The following is a 22586-nucleotide window of genomic DNA, read 5'->3' on the forward strand; positions in this document are numbered from 1 at the left end:
ACAATGACCAGGCCCCAGGAAAAAATCGCCATGCGCCGGGTGGAACGCATCCACTTTGTCGGTATTGGCGGGGCTGGCATGGGCGGTATTGCCGAAGTGCTGCTGAACGAAGGTTACAAAGTCTCTGGATCTGATTTAGGTCTTAATCCGGTGGTTGAACGCCTGACCTCATTAGGTGCTGAAGTCTGTTTTGGCCATGCCGCCGAAAATATCAAAGGCGCCAGCGTCGTCGTAGTTTCCAGCGCGATTAAAGCCGAAAACCCGGAAATCGCGGCTGCACTTGAGCAACGCATTCCTGTAGTTCGCCGGGCGCAAATGCTGGCCGAACTGATGCGGTTTCGCCATGGTATCGCCATCGCAGGTACGCATGGTAAAACCACGACCACTAGCTTGGTAGCGTCTATTTTCGGCGAAGCCAACACCGACCCAACTTTTGTGATCGGTGGTTTACTCAATTCCGCCGGTACCAACGCTAGGCTCGGTGCAGGCCGTTACCTGATTGCCGAAGCTGATGAAAGCGACGCTTCGTTCCTGCATCTGCAACCAATGGCCGCCATCATTACCAATATCGAACCTGATCATATGGAAACCTATCAGGGCGATTTTGAAAAAATGAAAAGCACCTACCTCGAATTCTGCCATAACCTGCCATTTTACGGCGTGGTGGTGGTGTGTATTGACGATCCGGTGGTGCGTGAGCTTATTCCACAAATTGGCCGCACTGTGCTGACCTACGGTTTTAGCGACGATGCCGATTATCGCATCAGTGATTTCAGCCAGGCCGGTACCCAAACCGCTTTTGTAATTACTGACCCAACCGGCCACAGCCGTCAGGTTTCGCTCAATCTGGCCGGTCGGCACAACGCCTTAAACGCCACCGCAGCTTTTGCCATTGCCAGCGATGAAGGTATTGCTGAATCGGCTATTTTAAGTGCTTTTGCCAAATTCGAAGGCATCGGCCGGCGTTTTCAGCAATATGGTGAATTTGACACCGGCCGCGGCAAAGTGCTGCTGGTCGATGATTATGGTCATCATCCAACTGAAGTCGCTGCCACTGTCGCCGCTGCGCGTAACGCCTGGCCAGAGCGCCGGTTAGTGATGGCGTATCAGCCACACCGTTACACCAGAACCCGTGATTTATACGAAGATTTCGCCCAGGTACTGTCCACCGTCGACACCTTGCTGCTGCTGGAAGTATACAGCGCCGGCGAAGCGCCGATTGCCGGAGCGGACAGCCGCAGTTTATGCCGCAGCATTCGCGCCCGTGGTCAGTTGGACCCGATTTATGTAGCGCAACCGGCCGATTTAGCTGCCGCGCTGGCTGACGTATTACAGGACGGTGATGTGCTGTTGACGCAAGGCGCCGGCAATATTGGTGCGCTGGCTAAACAACTGGCGGCACAACAACTTCAGATTTCGTTATTAAAAGCCGGATTAAAGGCTGAGTTAAAGCCTGAATTAAATACAAGGACCCAAAATGAGCAGTAATTTTGGCAAAGTCGCCGTGATGTTCGGTGGTACTTCAGCCGAGCGCGAAGTGTCATTAAAATCAGGCGCGGCGGTACTCAAAGCGTTACAAAATCAAGGCATCGATGCCCACGCTTTTGACCCGAAAGAACAGGATTTAACCCAGCTGAAAGCCCTTGGATTTGAGCGGGTATTTATTGTGTTACACGGTCGTGGTGGTGAAGACGGTACCATGCAAGGCGCGCTGCAACTGGCTGGTTTCCCTTATACCGGTAGCGGTGTGCTGGGGTCGGCGCTTTCGATGGATAAAATCCGGTGTAAGTTTCTGTTCAGCGCCCATGGCTTGCCAACAGCGCCCTTTGTAGTGGCAGTGAAAGGCGAAGCCATCGACCACGATGCTGTGATAACCCAGCTTAATGGCAAAGTGATGGTGAAACCGGCCAACGAAGGTTCCAGCATTGGCATGAGCGTCGCCACCAACGGCGATGAATTAAAAGCCGCGCTGGAACTGGCGTTCCAATATGATGCAGCAGTATTGGTCGAGCAGTGGATCCAGGGCCGGGAATTTACCGTGTCGATGCTCGACGGCCAGGCGTTACCGGTGATTGAAATGCGTACACCACGCGCTTTTTATGACTACGAAGCCAAGTATCAATCGAACAGCACTGAATATCTGTGTCCGGCGCCGTTAAGCGCTGAGCAAACGTTATTGCTGCAACAGGCCGCTGTCGCTGCATTTAAAGCAGTGGACGCTAAAGTTTGGGGCCGGGTGGATGCAATGATGGATGAAGCAGGCAATTTTTACCTGTTAGAAGTGAACACAGTACCGGGCATGACCGAAAAATCGCTGGTGCCGATGGCGGCTAAAGCCGCCGGTTACAGCTTCGAGCAACTGGTTCGTAAAGTGTTAGAGCAAAGCTGATGACGATAGTACGCAGCAAGCAAAAAACACCATTCACCCCGGCTTTTGTCGGTGGGGTGCTGTTTTTTCTGCTGTCGTTATGTTTAGTGATCTGGTTTGTCAGTCGGGTTGTGGTCTGGGTGCAGGATCAACAAAATGCACCAATCCGCCAAGTGAAGCTGTACGGGGACTTTGGGCATATTCAACCAACAAAACTCCATCGTACTTTGCAGCAGGAATTTGTCGGAAATTACTTTAAGGTGAACGTTGATCAGGTGCAGCAGTTCCTGCAGCAACAACCCTGGGTATATCAGGTAGCCGTGCGCAAACAATGGCCTGATACGCTGGTGGTTGTGGTGACGGAGCACAGTCCGGTGGCGATTTGGAATTTAGAATATTTGCTGAACCAAAGAGGTGAGGTGTTTAAAGCACCCATTGCACAGCTGAATGCTAAATTACCGCAACTGGCCGGCCCAAAAGGCAGCGAGCAGGATGCCCTGACCATGTTCAGTCGAGTTCAAAGCCTGTTAACATTGCACCAGTTTGAAGCAGCAAGTTTATCGGTATCTGATCGCTTCGCCTGGCAATTAAAGCTCAGCAATGGCATCGAATTAAAATTGGGGCGTGAAGACACGCTCAAACGGGTACAGCGGTTTATCGATTTGTACCCTTCTATCAGTAAACATAAACCCGAAGCGATCGAGCAGGTCGACTTACGGTATGACACCGGTCTGGCGGTTCGTTTCGCCCCAGCGCCAGTGCAATTAGAAAAGAGAAAAGCATGACCAAGTCGTTAGATCGGGAACTGATCGTTGGTTTAGATATCGGCACTTCGCAGATCAAAGCGCTGGTGGGCGAAATTACTGCAGACAATCAGCTGAGCATTGTTGGCGTTGGTACCCATATCGCCCGTGGCATGGATAAAGGCGGCGTTAATGATTTAAATCTGGTGGTGCAGGCGGTACAACGTGCCATCGATGAAGCCGAGCTGATGGCCGATTGCCGGGTATCGTCGGTGTATTTAGGCATTACCGGTAAGCATATTCGTTGTCAGAACGAAAGTGGCATGGTGCCAATTAACGACACCGAAGTCACCGCCGAAGATGTGGCGAACGTGATCCACGCCGCTAAATCAGTGCCCATTTCGGCTGAACGGCGGTTATTGCATGTGTTGCCACAAGAATTTTCGGTGGATATGCAAGAAGGCATCAAAAGCCCGATTGGCATGTCCGGTGTGCGGATGGAAGCCAAAGCGCATATCATCACCTGCGCCAACGACATGGCGAAAAACATCGAAAAATGTGTTGAACGTTGTGGGCTGCAGGTTGACCAACTGATCTTCAGTTCGTTGGCATCGAGTTATGCGGTGCTGACCGACGACGAAAAAGAGTTGGGCGTCTGTGTGGTGGATATGGGCGGTGGCACCATCGACATTTCTATCTATACCAATGGTGCACTGCGCCACACCGCGGTGATCCCGGTGGCTGGTAATCAGGTCACCAGCGATATCGCCAAAATCTTCCGCACGCCAATTGGCCACGCCGAAGAGATTAAAATTCAGTACGCCTGTGCACTTCGGAGCATGGTCGGTAAAGAAGAAAGTATTGAAGTGCCCAGTGTTGGCGGTCGTCCGGCGCGCAGTATGTCGCGGCACACGCTGGCCGAAGTGGTGGAACCACGTTATCAGGAATTATTTGAACTGGTGCTGGAAGAAGTGCGTGCCAGTGGTCTGGAAGAACAAATCGCCGCTGGTGTGGTGTTGACCGGTGGTACTGCCAAAATGGAAGGTGCCATCGAGTTCGCCGAAGATATTTTCCAGATGCCGGTCCGGTTAGGTTTCCCGACCAAATTAAAAGGTTTAGCAGAATATGTACAGGATCCGGCCTATGCCAGCGTGGTAGGTCTGTTATTGTACGGCAAAGATGTGCGGCAGCAGCAGAAAAAGGCAGGCGCAGCACGGGAATCAGTCGGTGGATTACTGCGAAAAGTCACCAGCTGGTTTAAAGGCGAATTTTAAGAGAGAGAGTCACCCGGAGTTTTGAAAAATCAGTTGGTTAACAGAGCTGAGGTTTCAAGGATAACGGGGATTAGCGTATAAAAACGGAGAGAGAGCTATGTTTGAGTTAATGGAAAACCACAGCGAAGAAGCTGTCATTAAAGTGGTCGGTGTTGGTGGTGGCGGCGGCAACGCTGTTGAATATATGGTGGCCAACAACATCGAAGGCGTCGAGTTTATCGCTGCCAATACCGATGCGCAGGCGCTGCGTAATTCATCGGCCCACGTCACTTTGCAGTTAGGTGCCAACGTCACCAAAGGTTTAGGTGCCGGTGCCAATCCGGAAGTCGGTCGCCGCTCGGCGGAAGAAGACCGCGACACCATCAAAAAGACCATTATGGGTGCTGACATGGTCTTTATCGCTGCCGGTATGGGCGGTGGTACGGGTACCGGTGCGGCGCCAATTGTGGCGCAGGTCGCTCGTGAATTAGGCATTCTGACGGTTGCTGTTGTGACCAAGCCATTTCCTTTTGAAGGCAAAAAACGTTCTAACTACGCCGACGAAGGTATTGCTGAGCTGTCCAAACATGTCGACTCTTTGATCACCATTCCAAACGACAAATTATTAAAAGTATTGGGCAAAGGTACCAGCCTGCTTGATGCGTTCAAAGCAGCCAACAACGTATTGTTAGGCGCAGTGCAGGGTATTGCGGAGCTGATCACCCGCCCTGGTCTGATTAACGTCGACTTCGCCGACGTGCGTACCGTGATGTCAGAAATGGGTACCGCAATGATGGGTACCGGTCGTGCTTCAGGTCCGGATCGCGCGGAAGAAGCTGCTGAACAAGCGATTTCCAGCCCGTTACTGGAAGATATCGATTTATCAGGTGCCAAAGGCATTCTGGTCAACATTACTGCTGGTTTGGATTTAACCATCGAAGAGTTTGAAATCGTTGGTAATGCGGTGAAAGCTTTTGCTTCTGAAAACGCCACCGTTGTTGTAGGTGCGGTGATCGATCCTGAGATGTCAGACGAACTGCGGGTGACAGTCGTTGCCACCGGTATTGGTGCTGAGCGCAAGCCAGACATCAGCCTGGTGCATGGCCATCACCGTGCTGCTGAACCGGTGCGTGCGCAGTACAACAGCCATTCAGCCAGCGTTTATGGCAATGCGGGCACTGTCTATGGCAATGCCGGTAACGCCGCGCGTGAAATGCGTGAAGCGATGCCTGCGATGGCGCCGGTTGAGACGGCACAAAGCAAGCCACAGGCAGATAATAAAGCCAATATCGATATTTTTGATATTCCGGCGTTCCTGCGTAAACAAGCAGACTAGTCTCCATACCGAGACTTTTCTGCCCGCAGGGTTGTGATATCGGGGCTGTGACCCGGGCATTGGCAAGGTTGTTAACATATGCTATGCTTCGCCGCCGTTTGGGTTTGTTCAAATATTGAACAGGACGAGAAAAGATGATTAAACAACGTACTATCAGTAAATCTATCAGCTCTATCGGAGTGGGTTTGCACAAGGGTGAGAAGGTTACGCTAACTCTCCGGCCTGCACCTGACAACACAGGTATTGTGTTTCGTCGTGTTGACCTGGATCCAGTGGTAGATTTTAAAGTATCACCGGAATTGGTAGGTGATACCGTGATGTGTACCTGTTTAATCAACCCAAATGGCGTGCGGTTATCCACCACCGAACATTTAATGGCTGCAGTGGCTGGCCTTGGCATCGACAACCTGTTGGTTGAAGTAGATGCCGCCGAAATCCCAATTATGGATGGCAGTGCCAATCCATTTGTGTACCTGCTGCTGGAAGCAGGCGTCAGCGAACAAAAACTGGCGAAAAAATTCATCAAAATTAAAAAAACAGTGCGGGTTGAAGACGGTGACAAGTGGGCTGAATTTAAGCCGCATCACGGTTTTCGCATTGATTTTGCCATCGACTTTGACCATCCGGTCATTTCAGAGACCAAACAACGGATGAAACTTGATTTCTCTGCTGCCCGGTTTATTAAAGATATCAGCCGTGCCCGTACCTTTGGTTTTCTGCAGGATATTGAATATCTGCGTGCCAATAACCTGGCGTTAGGTGGCAGTTTTGACAACGCCGTGGTGCTGGACGAGTTCCGGGTATTAAATCAGGATGGTCTGCGGTACGACGACGAATTTATCAAACACAAAATTTTGGATGCAATCGGTGACTTATATATGGCCGGTTACAGCATCCTCGGCGAGTTTAAGTCTTACAAAACTGGCCATGCCTTAAATAACCAGCTGTTAAACGCGGTCTTGGCCGACCAGGAAAACTGGGAATTTGTCACCTTTGACAAACCAGCACAGTTGCCAATTTCTTATCTGGCGCCACAGCTTGCTTAGATAATCGCATAAAACGCAAAAGGCCAGAGGTCCGCTACTCTGGCCTTTTTGTTTTTATGAAGATTTGGATTTTGTCACGCGACCATCGGCAGTACGGCTAGGGCTCACTGATATACCCGTCATCCTTGAAGATGCGGGGTTGTTGCCTTCGCTCGCTCGCCCCAGTCACATAGGACAACTATGCTCCTGGGGTCTCACTCACTTGTCGCCTACCCGAATCTTCAATGATTTTGGGTATAAACGAATGAACTATGGCTTTTTGCCCGCCGATGCCGCCAAGCGTTTTAAGCTGGCAGCAAGCTGGGGATCGGCGCCTTCGGCCGCGGCCAGTAAATAAGCGCCGGCTTGCTCTGACATCTGTCGTTGCACCGCGGCTGTGGTTTGATTCTGCGCTTGTTGATAACTCAGATCAGAGTTAGGGGTCAGGTCGATATCCAGACCGGCCAAATCAGGCAAGATTTTTTGGCGGAAATTGTCTAGAATGGCCGCTCTTTGCATTTTAATGCGGGTGGCCCAAGCGGCAGAACCGCACAAAATTTGTACCCGGCCAGCCTGGATGCGGCTGACCTTGCAGAAATATGGTTTTTCCAGTTGCAGGATCCGGATTAATTCGGTATTAAGTTGACGCACTATTTCTGTCTGCTGCATGCCTTGCAACCAACTCTGTGAAGTGTTTTGTTGCAACAACGCAGTGACGTCGACAGGTTTGCGTGTATAGCGGGCCATAACTCACAACAACCAGAAACTGAGGTCCCATGAGTCTACCAGTTTTTTATCGCGAGCAACATCGCAGCCATAGCTTTGGGGCCACTCCCCGGCAATGGGCGGTGACCGCGGTATTGTTGTTCTGTATTGCGATGGGTTTAGGGGCTGCGGCAGGCCGGTTATGGACTGATGCCAGCCAGCAAGTGTTGCCACTTTCAGCAAATCCAACAGTGGATGCGGCGCAAGTCGAAGCCATCCGCTTGCGGGCAGAGCACCAGATTGCCGCGCTCACGGCCAAAGTGGCGTCGTTACAAGCGCAGGTCAACCGCTTAAATATGGTGGGCGAGCGCCTGATTGATGCAGCTAATTTATCGCTGGATGAATTTGATCTACATGCCGCACCGGCCATTGGCGGACCAGCACAAACCCCCACTGAAATTAGTCTGGCTGAGCTGAATCATGTGCTGCTGCAGCTGACTGACCTTGAACAAAATCTGCAATCTGAACAAACCCGCTTTGCCTTACTTGAATCTTTGGATCTGAATCACAATATTGGTAATAACAGTCAGCTGTCTGGTCGGCCGGTAAAAAGTGGTTATCTGTCGTCAGGTTTTGGTGTTCGCAACGACCCGTTCAGCGGCCGTCCTGCGGTGCATAAAGGTGTCGATTTCGCGGGTGATGAAGGCGATCCGGTTTATGCTACCGCCGGTGGCATCGTTACCTGGGCTGGCGAGCGTTTTGGTTATGGCTTAATGGTTGAAATTGAACATGCCGATGGCTACCGTAGCCGGTATGGACATGCCAAAACGGTGAATACCGAGATTGGCAGTCTGGTCAGCAAAGGCCAGCAAATCGCAACTTTGGGGAATACCGGTCGTTCGACCGGACCACATGTGCATTACGAAGTGTTAAAAGATGGTCAGCAAATAGACCCGATGTTGTTTGTGAATCGTCGGACGAAAAACTTATATGGCTCTGCCAGGACTGCGCGCCAGTCTCAACAATAAAGTGGTACTTGGACAATGTTTGGAAAACTTTTTACCAAATTGATTGGTAGTCGCAACGATCGTTACCTGAAAAAACTTCAGAAGACGGTTGACCAGATCAACAGCATGGAAGGTCAGTTTGCTGCACTGTCCGATGAGCAGTTACAAGCGAAGACCGCTGAGTTTAAGCAGCGTTTCACCGATGGCGTGACGCTGGATGATTTGCTGCCAGAAGCCTTTGCCACGGTACGCGAAGCCAGTAAACGGATTTTTGGCATGCGCCATTTTGACGTACAGCTGCTGGGTGGTATCGTGCTGCATCAGGGGAAAATCTCTGAAATGCGCACTGGTGAAGGTAAAACCTTAACCGCGACCTTACCGGCGTACCTCAACGCGCTGAGCGGTAGCTCAGTGCACGTCATTACCGTCAACGACTACCTGGCGAAACGGGATGCCGCGACCAACGAGCCACTGTTCAGCTTTTTAGGTCTGACTGTTGGCGTGAACGTACCTGGGATGCAACATCAGGAAAAGCAGCAGGCGTATGCCGCTGATATTACCTACGGGACCAACAACGAATTCGGTTTTGACTACCTGCGCGACAACATGGCGTTCAGCATGGCCGAACGGGTGCAACGCGATTTAGCCTTTGCCATTATCGATGAAGTGGATTCAATCCTCATCGACGAAGCCCGTACCCCGCTGATCATTTCTGGTCAGGCCGAAGATAGCTCTGAACTGTACCGTCAAATTAATACCGTGGTTCCAATGCTGGAACGTCAGGAAAAAGAAGACGAAGAAGGTCAAATCGGTGATGGTCATTTCACTATCGACGAAAAAGCCAAGCAAATTTACCTGACCGAACTGGGTCAGATCCGGGTGGAAGAAATTCTGCTGGAGCGTGGCATGATGGCTGAGGGCGAGTCGTTATTCTCGGCCAGCAACATCACCTTGTTGCACCACACTTATGCTGCTCTGCGCGCGCACAACCTGTTTAAGAAAGACGTGGATTACGTGATCAAGGATGGCCAGGTGGTCATTGTTGATGAACACACCGGCCGGACGATGGAAGGCCGTCGTTGGTCTGACGGTCTGCACCAGGCGATTGAAGCCAAAGAAGGTGTGCGTATTCAGAACGAAAACCAGACGCTGGCATCGATTACCTTCCAGAACTACTTCCGTTTGTACCAGAAGTTGTCAGGTATGACCGGTACCGCCGATACTGAAGCATTTGAATTCCAACAAATTTATGGCCTGGAAACCATAGTGGTTCCAACCAACCGGCCGATGGTCCGTAAAGATATGCCAGATTTGGTGTACTTAACTGCGGAAGAAAAATATCAGGCCATCATTAAAGATATTCTAGAGACCCGCGATGCCGCGCGTCCGGTGCTGGTGGGTACTGCTTCGATTGAAAGCTCGGAATATCTGTCGACTTTGCTGCACAAAGCGAAAATTCAGCACCAGGTACTGAACGCCAAATTCCACGCCAACGAAGCACAAATTATTGCTGAAGCTGGCCGGCCCGGCGCTGTGACGATCGCCACCAACATGGCCGGTCGTGGTACCGATATCGTGCTGGGTGGTAACTGGCAGTCTGAAGTTGCTAAATTAACTGCTCCAACCGACGAGGAAATCAGCGAGATTAAAGCGCAGTGGCAGTTACGTCATGACGCGGTGATTGCTTCCGGCGGCTTGCATATTATTGGTACTGAACGCCATGAATCACGCCGTATTGACAACCAGTTGCGTGGTCGTGCTGGTCGGCAGGGTGATGCGGGTTCCAGCCGTTTTTATCTGGCGCTGGATGATGCGTTAATGCGTATTTTCGCCTCTGACCGCATGGCGGGCATGATGCGTAAACTCGGCATGGAAAATGGCGAAGCGATTGAACATCCGCTGGTGAGCCGCGCAATTGAAAACGCCCAGCGTAAAGTGGAAGCGCGCAACTTTGATATCCGTAAACAACTGCTTGAATTTGATGATGTTGCCAACGATCAGCGTAAAGTGGTGTATGAGCAGCGGAACGAATTGTTAGTCACTGACGACATTACCGAAACTGTGGCTGCTATCCGCCATGATGTGGTGCAATCGGTGCTTGAGCAATATATTCCACCGCAGTCGCTGGACGAAATGTGGGATATCCCAGGCTTGGAAAACCGCTTCCGTTCAGATTTCGCGCTGGATATGCCAATTGCCAAATGGCTGGCTGACGACAACAAGTTGTTTGAAGAGCAATTAAAAGAACGTATTCACGAAGTGGTGGAAAAATCTTACCAACTCAAAGAGGAGATGGTAGGTGCGCCGGTGCTGCGTCAGTTCGAAAAAGCAGTGATGTTGCAAAGTCTGGACACGCACTGGAAAGAGCATTTGGCGGCAATGGACCATTTGCGTCAGGGCATCAACCTGCGTGGTTATGCACAGAAAAACCCGAAACAAGAATACAAGCGTGAAGCCTTTGAACTGTTTTCAACCATGTTGGATCAGTTAAAACTGGACGTGATCGGTGTATTGAGCCGCGTGCAGATCCGCGCCCCAGAAGATGTTGAAGCAGTCGAAGAGCAACGTCGTAAAGCCGATGCGATCCCGATGGAGTTTCAGCATGCAGAAGCTGAGCATATCGGTGGTGAAGTACCGGCAACGCCAGCTGGCCCGGTATTTCGCGAAGCAGAAAAAATTGGCCGCAACGACGTATGTCCATGTGGCTCAGGCAAAAAGTATAAACAGTGTCACGGTAAATTAAGCTAAGCATTATTGACCGGGTAATATTAAAAGCAGTAAAAAGGCAGAGTTTTCTCTGCCTTTTTTAATTCTGGAACAACTTGATGGGACAAATCATGCAATCCACCAAAAAACTGATCCATGTGGCTGTTGGCGTGATCCAGCGTGACGAGCAGATTTTTATTAGTAAAAGACCTGATCAGCTGCATCAGGGCGGGCGCTGGGAATTTCCGGGCGGTAAAGTTGAGCAAGGCGAAACCGTGGTCGCTGCATTGACCAGGGAGTTAATGGAAGAAGTAGGATTGCAGGTGCTTGATGCAACACCACTGATGCAACTGGAATACGCTTATCCAGAGAAAACCGTGTTACTCGATGTCTGGTTGGTCAGTCAGACCGAAGGCCTTGGCGAGGGCTTAGAGGGCCAGCAAGTGGCGTGGGTGCATTTTTCCGAACTTAGCAATTATCAGTTCCCGGACGCCAATCAGCCAATTTTGGATAAAGTGTTAGCGTTGTATCAGGCTCAGTAGGGCGGACTCAGCGCAGCTAGTCCGCCATTGAGCTGTGAAATTGCATATGATCATTCGGCGCACTACCGCTGTCGCGGTGAGTGACGCCCTACGCAAATATCTGAATTAATGCGAAAAAGTAGGGCGGACTCAGCGCAGCTAGTCCGCCAATGACATGACTAATCTTTAAAAAATCCATTCTCTTGTGCCATTAACGCATCATCGAGCGCTAATAAATCAACATCGCCAAGCCCTGCTTCAATCGGACTGGTATCGGGAATACGGCGGCTGTCGCTGGCCCATTCCCCTAAGTCAATGAGCCGGCAGCGATCGCTGCAAAAAGGTCTGAAGGCGGCGTCTGGCCCCCAAATGACGGTGGTTTGACAGGTCGGGCATTTCACGGTGATTTGGCTCATAGCGGACTTCTGGTAGCAACACATATGCCCGGCATTATACCTGAACTTGCAGCAGGATGGCCGATGTCTTCAAAGTGGATGACCGGTGCTGTATTAACAACAAGCCAGCTTGAAGTGAATGTTTTTGTCGGAAGTTGCACGTCCCTGGGTGTCACACAGCTGCATAAAGCGAATGGCGTAGCGGTATTTATTGCCACTAATCGTCGGGTAACAACCATATTCCAGTGGGTAATTTAAGCGTAGTAATTCAAACTGTTCGGTATTGCTTTGGTAATAGCCATTGTCGGCAACCACGCTTTGAAACTGGCCACGTTCGCGAATAAAGGTCAGTACAAAACTAATGGCGCGCTCGACCAGTTGCAGCTGACCAATCCAGTCTTGTGCCGATTTTTGCCGGACTTCCAGCGGTTGGGTGTACCAAAAATGCAATTGTGGTAAATCGAAATAGCAGGTGCCGCCAGGAATAAAAAACCGCTGTCGCAGCGGTCCTAAAAACTTGTCATCTTTTAACACGTTGGCGAATTTTGATCCGCGGATCAATTCACTTTGCAGTCGAACCGCTTGTTGTAGCATGGTTTGCAGGCTGTCGTCGGAAATCGATGGATGGCGGGACCAGCCGACTAAGGCACTTTCACAGCGTTCGACGTCTTTGATTAAATCAGGGCGGATATCATTGCGGTCTAAAACTTCAATCAGTGCGAACAATGAGGTGAAAAAACCAAGCTGCTGCGATTCATTGCCAAGTGCTAACTGATGATTGACCTGCGCAAACAAATACTCAACCCGCAAATAGGTTCGGACTTTTTCATTCAGCGGATGTTCGTAGAGCAGTTCAGTCATAGTTGCAGTTCACCAGAATAACGCAACGGGCCGCGTTTCGGCCCATCAGTTAACATAACCTTAAGTCAGCGATTTAGCTAGTTTTTCTGCCGCCAATGCCAAATAAACTTGGTGCAGTTGCCGAACTTTTTCCGGTAAAGCCGCAGCATCCTGATCATTGTTGATAATCTGGTCGGCCAGTTGTAGTCGCTGTTGGCGGTCACATTGGGACGCCATAATGGCCGCAACTTGTTGTTGGCTGACTTTGTCACGCAAACTGGTGCGTAAAATCTGTGTTTCCGGTTGAATATCAACCACCAGCAGCTGGTCAACCACGCGGGTTAACCCATTTTCAATCAGCAGCGGCGCCACCAACAAGGCATAAGGCGAGCCGGCGTTTTGCAACTGCAATAGCATTTGTTGTCGGATCAGCGGGTGCAGCAGTTGATCAAGCCAGCTTTTAGCTGCGCCATCGCTGAAAATCCGCTCGCGCAATAACGGCCGGTTTAAGCTGCCGTCCGCTTGCAACATCTGAAGCCCAAAATGCGTTGCAATCTCGGTTAAAGCCGGTTGTCCGGGTTCAACCACTTGCCGGGCCACCACATCGGCATCCACCAGTACGATACCCAAATCAGCAAACAGATTGGCAACAGTGGTTTTACCACTGCCAATACCGCCGGTTAACCCCACAATAAACTTGCTCATCTGCTGCTTATATACCGATAGTTCCCTGGCGTTTACAGGCCAAGGGTTGCCAGATAAGCGGCGGTGATTTGCTCGCCCCATAACATGGCGATAAAGCCGGCGGCGGCGATATAAGGGCCAAACGGAATGGCGTTATTTTTGTCTTTCCCTTGCATCGTTAACAGCAGAGTGCCAATCACCGCACCCACTAACGACGATAACAAAATAATCAGCGGTAATTGTTGCCAGCCTAGCAAAGCACCAAACACCGCTAAGAGTTTAAAGTCGCCAAACCCCATGCCTTCTTTGCCGGTCAGCAATTTAAACAGCCAATACACTGACCATAACGACAGGTAACCAAAAGCAGCGCCGGTAATGGCGGTCGTGGCATCGACGGTGCTGATGCCGGCTGCAGCCGCCACCAGCGCCAGCCACAACAACGGCAATGTCAGTTGATCCGGCAACAGCATTTTGTCGATATCGATAAAGATCAGCGCGACTAACATCCAGGTCACCACGAGATACAACAAACCAAGACCGGTGGCGCCGGTTTGTGTCGCCACAGCCACCGATACCAGAGCAGTAAAGAGTTCGACCAAGGGGTAACGTTTTGGGATGGCGGCCTGGCAATACCGGCAACGGCCTTTGAGTATCAGCCAGCTGAGCAATGGAATATTATCCAGCGCGCTGAGCTGATGCTGACAGACCGGGCAACGCGAGCGGGGCATCGCCAGATTAAACACCGGTTGTTTCGGGTGTTCTTTTTCCGGTTCGAAGTATTCTTGATACTCCTCCTGCCAGCTTTGCTCCATCATTTTCGGCAGGCGGTAAATCACCACATTGAGGAAACTGCCGACACAGAGGCTGAATATAAACACCAGTACAGCATACCAAAACGGCGACGCCTGGAAAAATGCGCATAACAGTTCAAAACTTTGTCCGAAACTTTGCATCATTTGATAACCGAACCCAGTTGGAAGATTGGTAAGTACATCGCAACTATCAAACCGCCGATAACCACGCCTAATACCGCCATAATCAGTGGCTCTAACAACGCCGTTAACCCGTCCACCGCGTCATCGACTTCCTGTTCGTAAATATTGGCCACCCTTGCCAGCATATCGTCCAGGGAGCCTGATTCTTCGCCAATCGACACCATTTGAATGACCATTTCCGGAAAGCGGTTGGTGGTTTTCATTGAGCTATACATTTGGCCACCGGCAGAAACGTCGGCCCGTACTTCCATAATGGCATTTTTATAAATTTCATTGCCAGCGGCGCCGGCAGCTGATTCCAAGGCTTCAATTAATGGCACACCGGCGGCAAAAGTGGTGGATAAAGTTCGGGCGTAACGGGCGACAGCCGCTTTGTTGATAATCATCCCCATCACCGGCATTTTCAGCGCCATGGCGTCGACAGCGGTTTTGAACTGCAGATTGTTGTTATAGGCTTTTTTAAACAAAAACAAACCGCCCATGATAGCCGCAAGGACGACCCACCAGTAATCCTGCATCCATTCAGATAAGCCAAGTACGAACAAGGTAAATGGCGGTAATTCTGCGCCAAAGCCGGCGAAAATTTCCGCAAATGAGGGCACCACAAAAATCAACAAAATCGCCGTCACAATCAAAGCAACGACCGTTACCGCTATCGGGTAAAACATCGCTTTTTTAATTTTTGATTTTAGCGCTTCAGCTTTTTCTTTGTAGGTGGCGACCCGGTCGAAAATGCGATCCAAAGCACCGGATTGTTCACCCGACTTCACTAGGTCACAATACAGTTCGTCAAAATACTTCGGGTGTTCACGTAGTACTTCTGACAATGGGATACCGCTTTGTACTTTGACCGACACTTTTTGCATCAGATTGCGCAGAGATTTTTTTTCAGCGCCGGAGCTAATTAAATCAATGGATTGTACCAAAGGCACACCAGCAGCCAGCATAGTTGCTATCTGACGGGTCAACACTGCAACGTCTGCAGCGGTGATTTTTGCATCGCCACCAAATAAACTTTTTGCTTTACGCTTCACCAGCGAAGGCGTTACACCCTGCTGGCGTAGCATCGCTTTGGCTTCATTAATCGAGTTCGCGCGCAGTTCACCTTCGGTTTTTTTCCCGCGCCGGTTTACACCTTTCCATTCGTAGGTATCTTGCTCTTTTATTTTTACTTGTGGAGCCATGACAAAATCCTTCAGTCAGCCAGTGTACTATTTCAGGCTGCGGTTTAATTAAACGTTAGTCACCCGGTTGATTTCGGCCAGGCTGGTTAACCCAGCCGCTGCTTTTAACAAACCCGATTGCCGTAAATTATTGACTCCTTCCAGTTGTGCTTGTTTGGCAATTTCCAGTGAGTTGTCACCTTGCATAATTTTCTCAGCGATAATAGCCGAAATGGGCATCACTTCATAAATACCGACCCGGCCTTTGTAACCGCCAGTGCAGGAATCACAACCCACCGGTTTACATAGTTTCATCGTTGGCAATTGTGCCGGGGTAAAACCTTGTTTTAACAGTTCCGCTTCGGGCAAAATTTCCGGGGTTTTACATTTTGAGCAAAGCCGCCGCGCCAGCCGCTGCGCAATAATCAGACTGACCGAACTCGCCACGTTATACGCCGGCACCCCCATATTCAGCAAACGGGTCAGGGTTTCGGGTGCTGAGTTGGTGTGCAGAGTGCTCATCACTAAGTGACCAGTCTGCGCCGCTTTAATCGCAATCTCCGCAGTTTCCAAATCTCGGATTTCACCGACCATAATCACATCAGGGTCTTGCCGTAAAAATGATTTTAGCGCTGACGGAAAAGTTAAACCGGCTTTAGGGTTCACCTGTACCTGATTGATCCCAGGTAAGTTAATTTCCACTGGATCTTCAGCAGTGGAAATATTAGTTTCTTCAGTATTTAATATGTTCAACCCAGTATACAAAGAGACCGTTTTACCGCTACCGGTTGGCCCCGTCACCAAAATCATCCCTTGCGGTTGTTCCAGTGCGGTTAAATACAGCTTCTTTTGTTGTTCTTCATAACCCAGAATATCAATCCCCAGCATGGCGCTGTCGGAGTCTAAAATCCGCATCACGATCTTTTCGCCCCACAGCGTGGGTAAGCTGCTGACCCGAAAATCGATCGATTTTTTCTGCGATAATTTGAGTTTAATCCGGCCATCCTGTGGCACCCGTTTTTCGGCGATATCCAGGCGCGACATGACTTTGAGCCGGGCCGATAAGCGGGTGGAAAGCGCCACCGGCGGCGAGGCGACTTCATGCAAAATACCGTCAATTCGAAACCGAATGCGGTAACTTTTTTCATAAGGCTCAAAGTGTAAGTCCGAGGCGCCTTTGCGGATGGCGTCATGTAGCATTTTATTGATAAAGGTAATAATTGGGCCGTCTTCGGCTTCGTTGCTGTCGTCGTCATCACTGGCTTCCGACAACCCCATCGAACCTAAGTCCCAATCGGTATTGGAAAAACTGTCACTGGACTTTTGGTCAAACACCCGGTCAATCAGTTTATGCAGCTTGTCGTATTCAACCACCACCAGTTCTGCGTGTAAGCCAGTGCTAAATTCAAAATCTTCTACCGGTTGCATATCGGTCGGGTCAACCACCGCCAGAAATAGCGTGCGATTGCGTTTAAACACCGGCAACACCTGATGTTTACGGATCAGCTTTTCGTTACGTTCTTGTTCCGGCACATAGTCCAGATCGTAATAATCTAAATCCAGCAGGCTATGCATGGTAAAGCCTGCCGCTGCCGTAGCGAGCGCTTGGGGGGTTAACAATTTTTCAGTGATCAGAAAGTCGGCGACGGTTGAGTATTGATGGTTTTTTTCTGCCGCCAGCTTGGTGCAATGCCCGGCATCAATCAGGCCAGCCTGACCTAAACGACGAAGAAGAATTGATTGCAGATTAAAAGCCATAACGCCAATACATCCATCTTTCAGATATCAATAAGGAAAAACACATAGACTTGATTATGACAGCGAAGCTTTAGAATTCAATAGTTTGTTGAAATAGGCTTTAGCAGATAACAAAAAGGGCCCGCAGGCCCTTCATTCACTTAAATCAAGACTTAGCCTTGGCAAGTTTTTGGTGCGTATTTAACTTTGTCAGCAGCAGCTAAATCTGTGCTACACGCCCAAACACCAGTAGTTGCATCACGAGCCCAAGTAATAATATTACCGTCAACCTGAGTTGGTGCATTTAAAATGGTGCAAGTAATTGTTGATGCAGTAGTACCGATAGTACAGTTACCAGTAGTAACTTGCAGACCAATATCAGTAGGGCCAGTCACATTGCCACCACTATTTAATAATGTTTCAAACGCAGTTTTACCCGCAGAAATTTCAGATAAACCAGCAGTGACTTTCGAGCTTGCCTGGTAGCTCGAGTAAGCTGGCAGTGCTACAGCAGCCAGGATACCGATGATCGCCACAACGATCATTAATTCAATTAAAGTAAAACCTTGATTACGTTTCATAGTACTTCTCCAATTTCCAATTTGAGTGTGTAGAACCCGGGGGGCTGTTTTCTATTCTGGCCATTTTTGAGCGTTACGCAAGAAAAAAATGCACATTTGTAAATATTTATTTTTCATTCATGTAAGTCAATGAAATAAAACATTATTTTTGCTGTTTTTAGTGCGTTTAAAGAGCCGTGGTTGCAAACTGGTTTGAACTTTGTATATATAGCAATAACCTTGCCACTAGATATTAAGCTATTGAATAATATGAATTATTAAAATTACCCATAATAGGTGCTGTTTTTTGATGAAAAAGCCATAAACCTTATTTTTAACAAGGTTGGCATTAAATTTGATATTTGGCTGACTTATCCGATGAGCTGCCTGGTACAACTTCTATAAATGCAGCCATCTGGATGGGTGAAGCTGATGTTTAGCAAGGGCGGATTCACCGATTCCGCCATCGCGTCAGTGTCACGATTGAGTCGTTATGGCAGTCCAGCGATTGTAGGGTGGGTCAGCGCAGCGCCACCCACCAGAGAAAGATGAAGGGTACAATGAATCGGCAGATGGCGCTTTGCTTATCTGCCCTAGGTTCGGTAACTACCCATCCGGCTATAAACTACGTAACCGCATCGACAGGTCAATGGCTCTGATGTTTTTGGTTAATGCACCACTGGAAATGTAATCCACGCCGGTACTGCTTAATGCCTTTAGTGCTTCGCTGGTGATATTGCCGGACACTTCCAGTTTGGCTTGCCCTTTGTTCATTGCTACGGCTTGCTGAATATCGGCGATATAAAAGTTATCCAACATAATAATGTCGGCACCGGCCTGCAGCGCTTGCTGCAATTCGGTGAGATCTTCCACTTCTACTTCCACTGGTTTGCCTGGGAAGTTCTGCCGGGCCGTGGTGACAGCCGCTTTTATCGAACCTGCCGCAGCGATATGATTCTCTTTAATTAAAAAAGCGTCATACAACCCAATCCGATGGTTTTTGCCACCACCACAGCTAACCGCATATTTTTGTGCCAACCTAAGGCCTGGCAAGGTTTTGCGGGTGTCTAACAGTTTGGTTTTGCTATCGCCCAATAACGCTACATATTGCGCAGTGGTGGTGGCGGTGCCGCTTAAGGTTTGCAGGAAGTTCAAAGCAGTACGCTCACCGGTTAACAACATTCGCGCCGGGCCGCTGATTTCACATAATAAGGTGTTGCTGCTGACAGCATCGCCATCTTTGACATGCCATTGAATGACCACCTGATCGGACAGTTGCTGAAACACTTCATCCACCCAGGCCACTCCACAAACCACACAATCTTCGCGGGTGATAATGGTCGCAGTGGCTTGTTGCTCGCCGGGGATCAAGGACGCGGTGATATCCCCTTGTTGCAATGGCAAATAACCCAAATCTTCGGCTAACGCATGACTGACGCCACGGCGAATTTCCTGTGCCAGCCGTTCGTTGTGGCTTAAATCGGGGCTATTTTTCTGAGTATATTGGTCAGTCATCATCAGTTTCTTTGAATTAGTTGCAATTGATTTGCTTGTTGCGCGAATTCTAAATGCTTTAAGGCGCTCATTCCTAGCAAAATCTCGGATCCGGTTAAATTCGGCACTATGCTGGCGCTAAGGTTTGTCAGCACAATATCCCCCAACTGTAGTTGATCAATCTGACTTTGATAAACAGTTGTGATGCCGTTAGCGGTCGCCGTCTGGTAAGCCCGGCCTTGTTGCATCCCGGTACGGCGCGCCACTTCGCTGGAAACCGCTACCATGGTAGCGCCGGTATCCAGCAGAAAATCAACGTCCTGACCATTCAGTTTTAAGGTGCCGACATAATGCCCCTGGCGGTTGGCCGTCAGCAACACAGTGCGTTCACCGCCTGCGCCAATAGCAGATGTGAGTTGTTGATTTGGGTTGAGTTGTTCTGCCAGATAGTCGTCAAAAAACAAATAAATAACGCCAAGCAGCATCAGCCAGGCGATTAAGGCAAAGCCTTTACCGAGTTTAGTTGTAGGATCAGGCGCTTGCATTCACTTCACTCTGCACTGACAATAGAAGCACAGCATAAACAGCGTGACGCACAATTGCAAAAGCTACCCACCATTACTATGCGGCCCTGTACCCATTGGGACGAACGACCGGACGGCACTGCGATCAGTTTGCTGGTCATTCATAACATCAGTCTGCCACCAGGCCAGTTTGCGACGCCGCATCCGGATAGACCTTATATAGATGATTTTTTTGGCGGGCGGCTCGACTGCAGCGCGCACCCTTATTTTGCCCATTTACAAGGGGTGCGGGTGTCGGCGCATTGCGTGATCTACCGCGATGGCCGCGTTTGGCAATACGTTCCTTTTGAAAAACGCGCCTGGCATGCCGGAGTCAGTCAGTATCAGGGGCGCGAAAAATGTAATGATTTTTCGATTGGTATTGAACTGGAAGGCTCCGATGACGAGCCTTTCACGCCGTTACAATATCAAGCCTTAATAAAGCTGTGTGATGCTTTAATTCAACAATATCCGTTATTGTCAGTGCAGACGATAGTGGGGCATAGTGACATCGCGCCGGGCCGTAAAACGGATCCGGGTCCGGCATTTAACTGGTCAGACTTTCTGGCTGATTTAACGGCTTTGCAGCATGCTGGCCGCACTCAACTGGAATAGGGAGCAAAAATTATGACCTTAATCAGCATGTTAATCGCACTTATTATTGAAAGGCTGGCCGTTCGTACCAAAGCCTGGCAGTGGGTCAGTTATGTACAACCTTATTTGCAGGTGTCGCGGCAAGGGCCGTTGGCCGGGTTGCTCAATAGCCAGTTTGGCATGGTGTTGTGGTGGTTGTTGCCAGCCATTGCCGTGGCGGTGGTGTTGTTGGTGGTTGATTTCTGGTTACTGACTTTGTTGGTCAATACAGTGGTGTTGCTCCTTTGTATTGGCTGTTGGCATTATCGGCAACTGTATAAACAGTATCTGAATGCGGCCGAGCGCCAGGATCAGGAAGCGGCGTATCTGGTGATGCTGCAAATTAATCAGCATGCCGGCATCATTTCGGACGAACTGAGCCACGGCCAACGGCTGATTTGGTTGAATTTTAAATATTATGCGGCGGTATTATTCTGGTTTGCTTTGCTGGGGGCTTTTGGCGCCATTGCTTATGCCATGTTACGTCAGTTGGCAGAGCCTGTGACTTATCTTGACCTTGCTGCTGTGAAAACTTCGACTGAAACCGCCAATGCTACTGACAATGAAGTTGCTGCTGATGCTGCTTTGGAAACCGCTTCTGATTTAGATAGTGCAGAGCAAACTGCTTCGACAGGAACTGCTTTTGAACAATCAACAGCCCAGTCTGCTTTCACCACATCCAACGCCAGCAACCTCGACCAGCAACAGCGGATCCAAGGGTTTGCCGCCGACCTCAGTCATTGGGCAGACTGGCTGCCGGTACGATTGTTTGGTTTAGGTTTTGCGCTGGTCGGGCATTTCTCCAAAGCTTCAGCAGCGCTGATTGCTTATCTGGTCGACAGCAGCACTCCGGCTGAAATTGTGCTGGCAGATATCGCCAAAGCGGCCGAGCCATTGCCAGATGAGCTGCGTAACTGCAACAGCGAAGTTTGTTCGTTAGTGCAGCTGTCAAAACGCAATATTCTGTTTTTCCTGGCTTTAGTGGCGGTATTAACCTTAAGTGGGTTGTTGTCGTAGCTTCAATTGGACCAAGGCGTACTACCGCTGACGCGGTGAGTACGCCCTACTTTTTCCGTATAAATTCATATCTTTACCGTAGGGCGTACTCGCGGAAGGCAGTACGCCGGGATAAAAAAACGCCCATCAACATATACTTCACATTTAATTACTTCTACGCACTGGCGGATCAGCGCAAGCACTTCATACTTGTTGCTTCGAACCTGAACTCACGGATGAATTCAAATGGACTATCGCAGGCAATGGCGACCCGGTGGTTGTTATTTTTTTACCCATACCTTGTTAGATCGCACTCAAACTTTACTCTCGGATCAAATTGAAATTTTGCGAACGGCTTTTCGGCTGGTGAAAAAACGTTATCCATTTTTCATTCATGCCGTGGTGGTATTGCCAGATCATTTCCATTGTTTGCTCGAGTTACCGCAAGGGGAGCATGACTTTGCTATCCGTTTTCGATTGATAAAAATGTATTTTTCCAGAGCATTGGCTATTCAGGAACCCCGTAATACATGCCGCATACGGCGACGTGAGCGTGGCATTTGGCAACGCCGGTATTGGGAGCATCTGATCCGCGACCAACAGGATTTTCTTAATCACATCAATTACATTCATTGGAATCCAGTTAAACATCAGCTGGTGAAATTGGTCTTAGAATGGCCTTATTCCAGTTTCCATAGTTATGTGGCATTAGGCTGGTATCCGTTAAATTGGTGTGGTGACACTCAAAACAGCGGTTTTATAAACATTGGCGGCGATGATGGCTAGAATGCTGGAGTTGTTGTGAGAGCGCATTTAGTCACGGTGTACTGCCGCTGCCGCGGCGAGTAGCGCCCTACGCAAG

Annotated in this window: 22 protein-coding genes; 12 read left to right on the plus strand and 10 right to left on the minus strand. The window is 49.6% G+C overall.

The genetic code is table 11. The features are described 5' to 3' along the window. Positions 1–3: 3 nt before the first annotated feature. From murC to lpxC, 6 genes are all read left to right on the plus strand, one after another. Positions 4–1488, plus strand: a complete 1485-nt coding sequence (gene murC / locus EOE67_RS18280; RefSeq protein ID WP_127700770.1) for a UDP-N-acetylmuramate--L-alanine ligase — start codon at positions 4–6, stop codon at positions 1486–1488. Then, positions 1478–2389: a D-alanine--D-alanine ligase gene (locus tag EOE67_RS18285; protein WP_127700771.1), complete on the plus strand. Its 912-nt coding sequence runs from the start codon at positions 1478–1480 to the stop codon at positions 2387–2389. Before murC ends, EOE67_RS18285 begins: the two co-directional genes overlap by 11 nt. Continuing rightward, positions 2389–3153, plus strand: coding sequence for a cell division protein FtsQ/DivIB (locus EOE67_RS18290; RefSeq protein WP_127700772.1), 765 nt, complete (start codon positions 2389–2391; stop codon positions 3151–3153). The genes EOE67_RS18285 and EOE67_RS18290 overlap by 1 nt, the downstream gene beginning before the upstream one ends. Then, a complete protein-coding gene (gene ftsA, locus EOE67_RS18295; RefSeq protein WP_127700773.1) occupies positions 3150–4385 on the plus strand; it encodes a cell division protein FtsA in 1236 nt (411 codons plus the stop codon). Before EOE67_RS18290 ends, ftsA begins: the two co-directional genes overlap by 4 nt. A gap of 97 nt (positions 4386–4482) precedes the next feature. Next, positions 4483–5700, plus strand: coding sequence for a cell division protein FtsZ (ftsZ, locus tag EOE67_RS18300; RefSeq protein WP_127700774.1), 1218 nt, complete (start codon positions 4483–4485; stop codon positions 5698–5700). Between the two features lie 134 nt (positions 5701–5834). Then, entirely contained in the window at positions 5835–6746 is a 912-nt protein-coding gene (gene lpxC, locus EOE67_RS18305; protein WP_127700775.1) for a UDP-3-O-acyl-N-acetylglucosamine deacetylase, read from the plus strand. 249 nt (positions 6747–6995) lie between these two features. Here lpxC and EOE67_RS18310 read toward each other — a convergent pair whose 3' ends face one another. Then, positions 6996–7472 (minus strand): DciA family protein, encoded by a 477-nt coding sequence (locus EOE67_RS18310; RefSeq protein ID WP_127700776.1) that lies wholly within the window; start codon positions 7470–7472, stop codon positions 6996–6998. Positions 7473–7501: 29 nt separating this feature from the next. On the opposite strand from EOE67_RS18310, the gene EOE67_RS18315 reads away from it, so the two are divergent. The 3 genes from EOE67_RS18315 to mutT all read left to right on the plus strand — a co-directional run bounded on the left by EOE67_RS18315 (position 7502) and on the right by mutT (position 11685). After that, entirely contained in the window at positions 7502–8458 is a 957-nt protein-coding gene (locus EOE67_RS18315; protein ID WP_127700777.1) for a M23 family metallopeptidase, read from the plus strand. 15 nt (positions 8459–8473) lie between these two features. After that, positions 8474–11185 carry a preprotein translocase subunit SecA gene (secA, locus tag EOE67_RS18320; protein ID WP_127700778.1) on the plus strand — a complete coding sequence of 904 codons (2712 nt, stop codon included), beginning with the start codon at positions 8474–8476 and terminating at the stop codon, positions 11183–11185. Positions 11186–11262: 77 nt separating this feature from the next. Continuing rightward, positions 11263–11685 carry an 8-oxo-dGTP diphosphatase MutT gene (gene mutT / locus EOE67_RS18325; protein ID WP_276317452.1) on the plus strand — a complete coding sequence of 141 codons (423 nt, stop codon included), beginning with the start codon at positions 11263–11265 and terminating at the stop codon, positions 11683–11685. Positions 11686–11843: 158 nt separating this feature from the next. On the opposite strand, the gene yacG is transcribed toward mutT, so the two are convergent. The 9 genes from yacG to EOE67_RS18370 form a co-directional block, all read right to left on the minus strand. Continuing rightward, the gene (gene yacG / locus EOE67_RS18330) at positions 11844–12080 is read right to left on the minus strand and encodes a DNA gyrase inhibitor YacG (RefSeq protein WP_127700779.1); all 237 of its coding nucleotides are present in this window, start codon (positions 12078–12080) and stop codon (positions 11844–11846) included. A gap of 93 nt (positions 12081–12173) precedes the next feature. Then, positions 12174–12920, minus strand: coding sequence for a cell division protein ZapD (gene zapD / locus EOE67_RS18335; protein ID WP_127700780.1), 747 nt, complete (start codon positions 12918–12920; stop codon positions 12174–12176). 60 nt (positions 12921–12980) lie between these two features. Next, positions 12981–13604, minus strand: coding sequence for a dephospho-CoA kinase (gene coaE, locus EOE67_RS18340; protein WP_127700781.1), 624 nt, complete (start codon positions 13602–13604; stop codon positions 12981–12983). 32 nt (positions 13605–13636) lie between these two features. Continuing rightward, positions 13637–14539: a prepilin peptidase gene (locus EOE67_RS18345; RefSeq protein WP_276317453.1), complete on the minus strand. Its 903-nt coding sequence runs from the start codon at positions 14537–14539 to the stop codon at positions 13637–13639. Continuing rightward, positions 14536–15762, minus strand: a complete 1227-nt coding sequence (locus tag EOE67_RS18350; protein WP_127700782.1) for a type II secretion system F family protein — start codon at positions 15760–15762, stop codon at positions 14536–14538. The genes EOE67_RS18345 and EOE67_RS18350 overlap by 4 nt, the downstream gene beginning before the upstream one ends. 48 nt (positions 15763–15810) lie before the next feature. Continuing rightward, the gene (pilB, locus tag EOE67_RS18355; RefSeq protein ID WP_127700783.1) at positions 15811–17499 is read right to left on the minus strand and encodes a type IV-A pilus assembly ATPase PilB; all 1689 of its coding nucleotides are present in this window, start codon (positions 17497–17499) and stop codon (positions 15811–15813) included. A 152-nt stretch (positions 17500–17651) separates the two neighbouring features. After that, positions 17652–18059, minus strand: a complete 408-nt coding sequence (locus EOE67_RS18360) for a pilin (protein ID WP_127700784.1) — start codon at positions 18057–18059, stop codon at positions 17652–17654. Positions 18060–18656: 597 nt separating this feature from the next. Further along, positions 18657–19553 (minus strand): carboxylating nicotinate-nucleotide diphosphorylase, encoded by an 897-nt coding sequence (gene nadC / locus EOE67_RS18365; RefSeq protein WP_127700785.1) that lies wholly within the window; start codon positions 19551–19553, stop codon positions 18657–18659. Between the two features lie 2 nt (positions 19554–19555). Further along, a complete protein-coding gene (locus EOE67_RS18370; protein WP_127700786.1) occupies positions 19556–20077 on the minus strand; it encodes a retropepsin-like aspartic protease family protein in 522 nt (173 codons plus the stop codon). A 54-nt stretch (positions 20078–20131) separates the two neighbouring features. Between EOE67_RS18370 and ampD the strand changes: the two genes are divergently transcribed. From ampD to EOE67_RS18385, 3 genes are all read left to right on the plus strand, one after another. Next, positions 20132–20710: a 1,6-anhydro-N-acetylmuramyl-L-alanine amidase AmpD gene (ampD, locus tag EOE67_RS18375; protein WP_276317454.1), complete on the plus strand. Its 579-nt coding sequence runs from the start codon at positions 20132–20134 to the stop codon at positions 20708–20710. A 12-nt stretch (positions 20711–20722) separates the two neighbouring features. Beyond that, positions 20723–21745: a regulatory signaling modulator protein AmpE gene (gene ampE, locus EOE67_RS18380; RefSeq protein ID WP_127700787.1), complete on the plus strand. Its 1023-nt coding sequence runs from the start codon at positions 20723–20725 to the stop codon at positions 21743–21745. A gap of 225 nt (positions 21746–21970) precedes the next feature. Beyond that, on the plus strand, positions 21971–22510 hold the full coding sequence (locus tag EOE67_RS18385; protein ID WP_127700788.1) for an REP-associated tyrosine transposase: 540 nt from the start codon (positions 21971–21973) through the stop codon (positions 22508–22510). The last annotated feature ends 76 nt before the right edge of the window (positions 22511–22586 follow it).

This window comes from Rheinheimera riviphila, assembly GCF_004005945.1.
Taxonomy (GTDB): Bacteria; Pseudomonadota; Gammaproteobacteria; order Enterobacterales; family Alteromonadaceae; genus Pararheinheimera; species Pararheinheimera riviphila.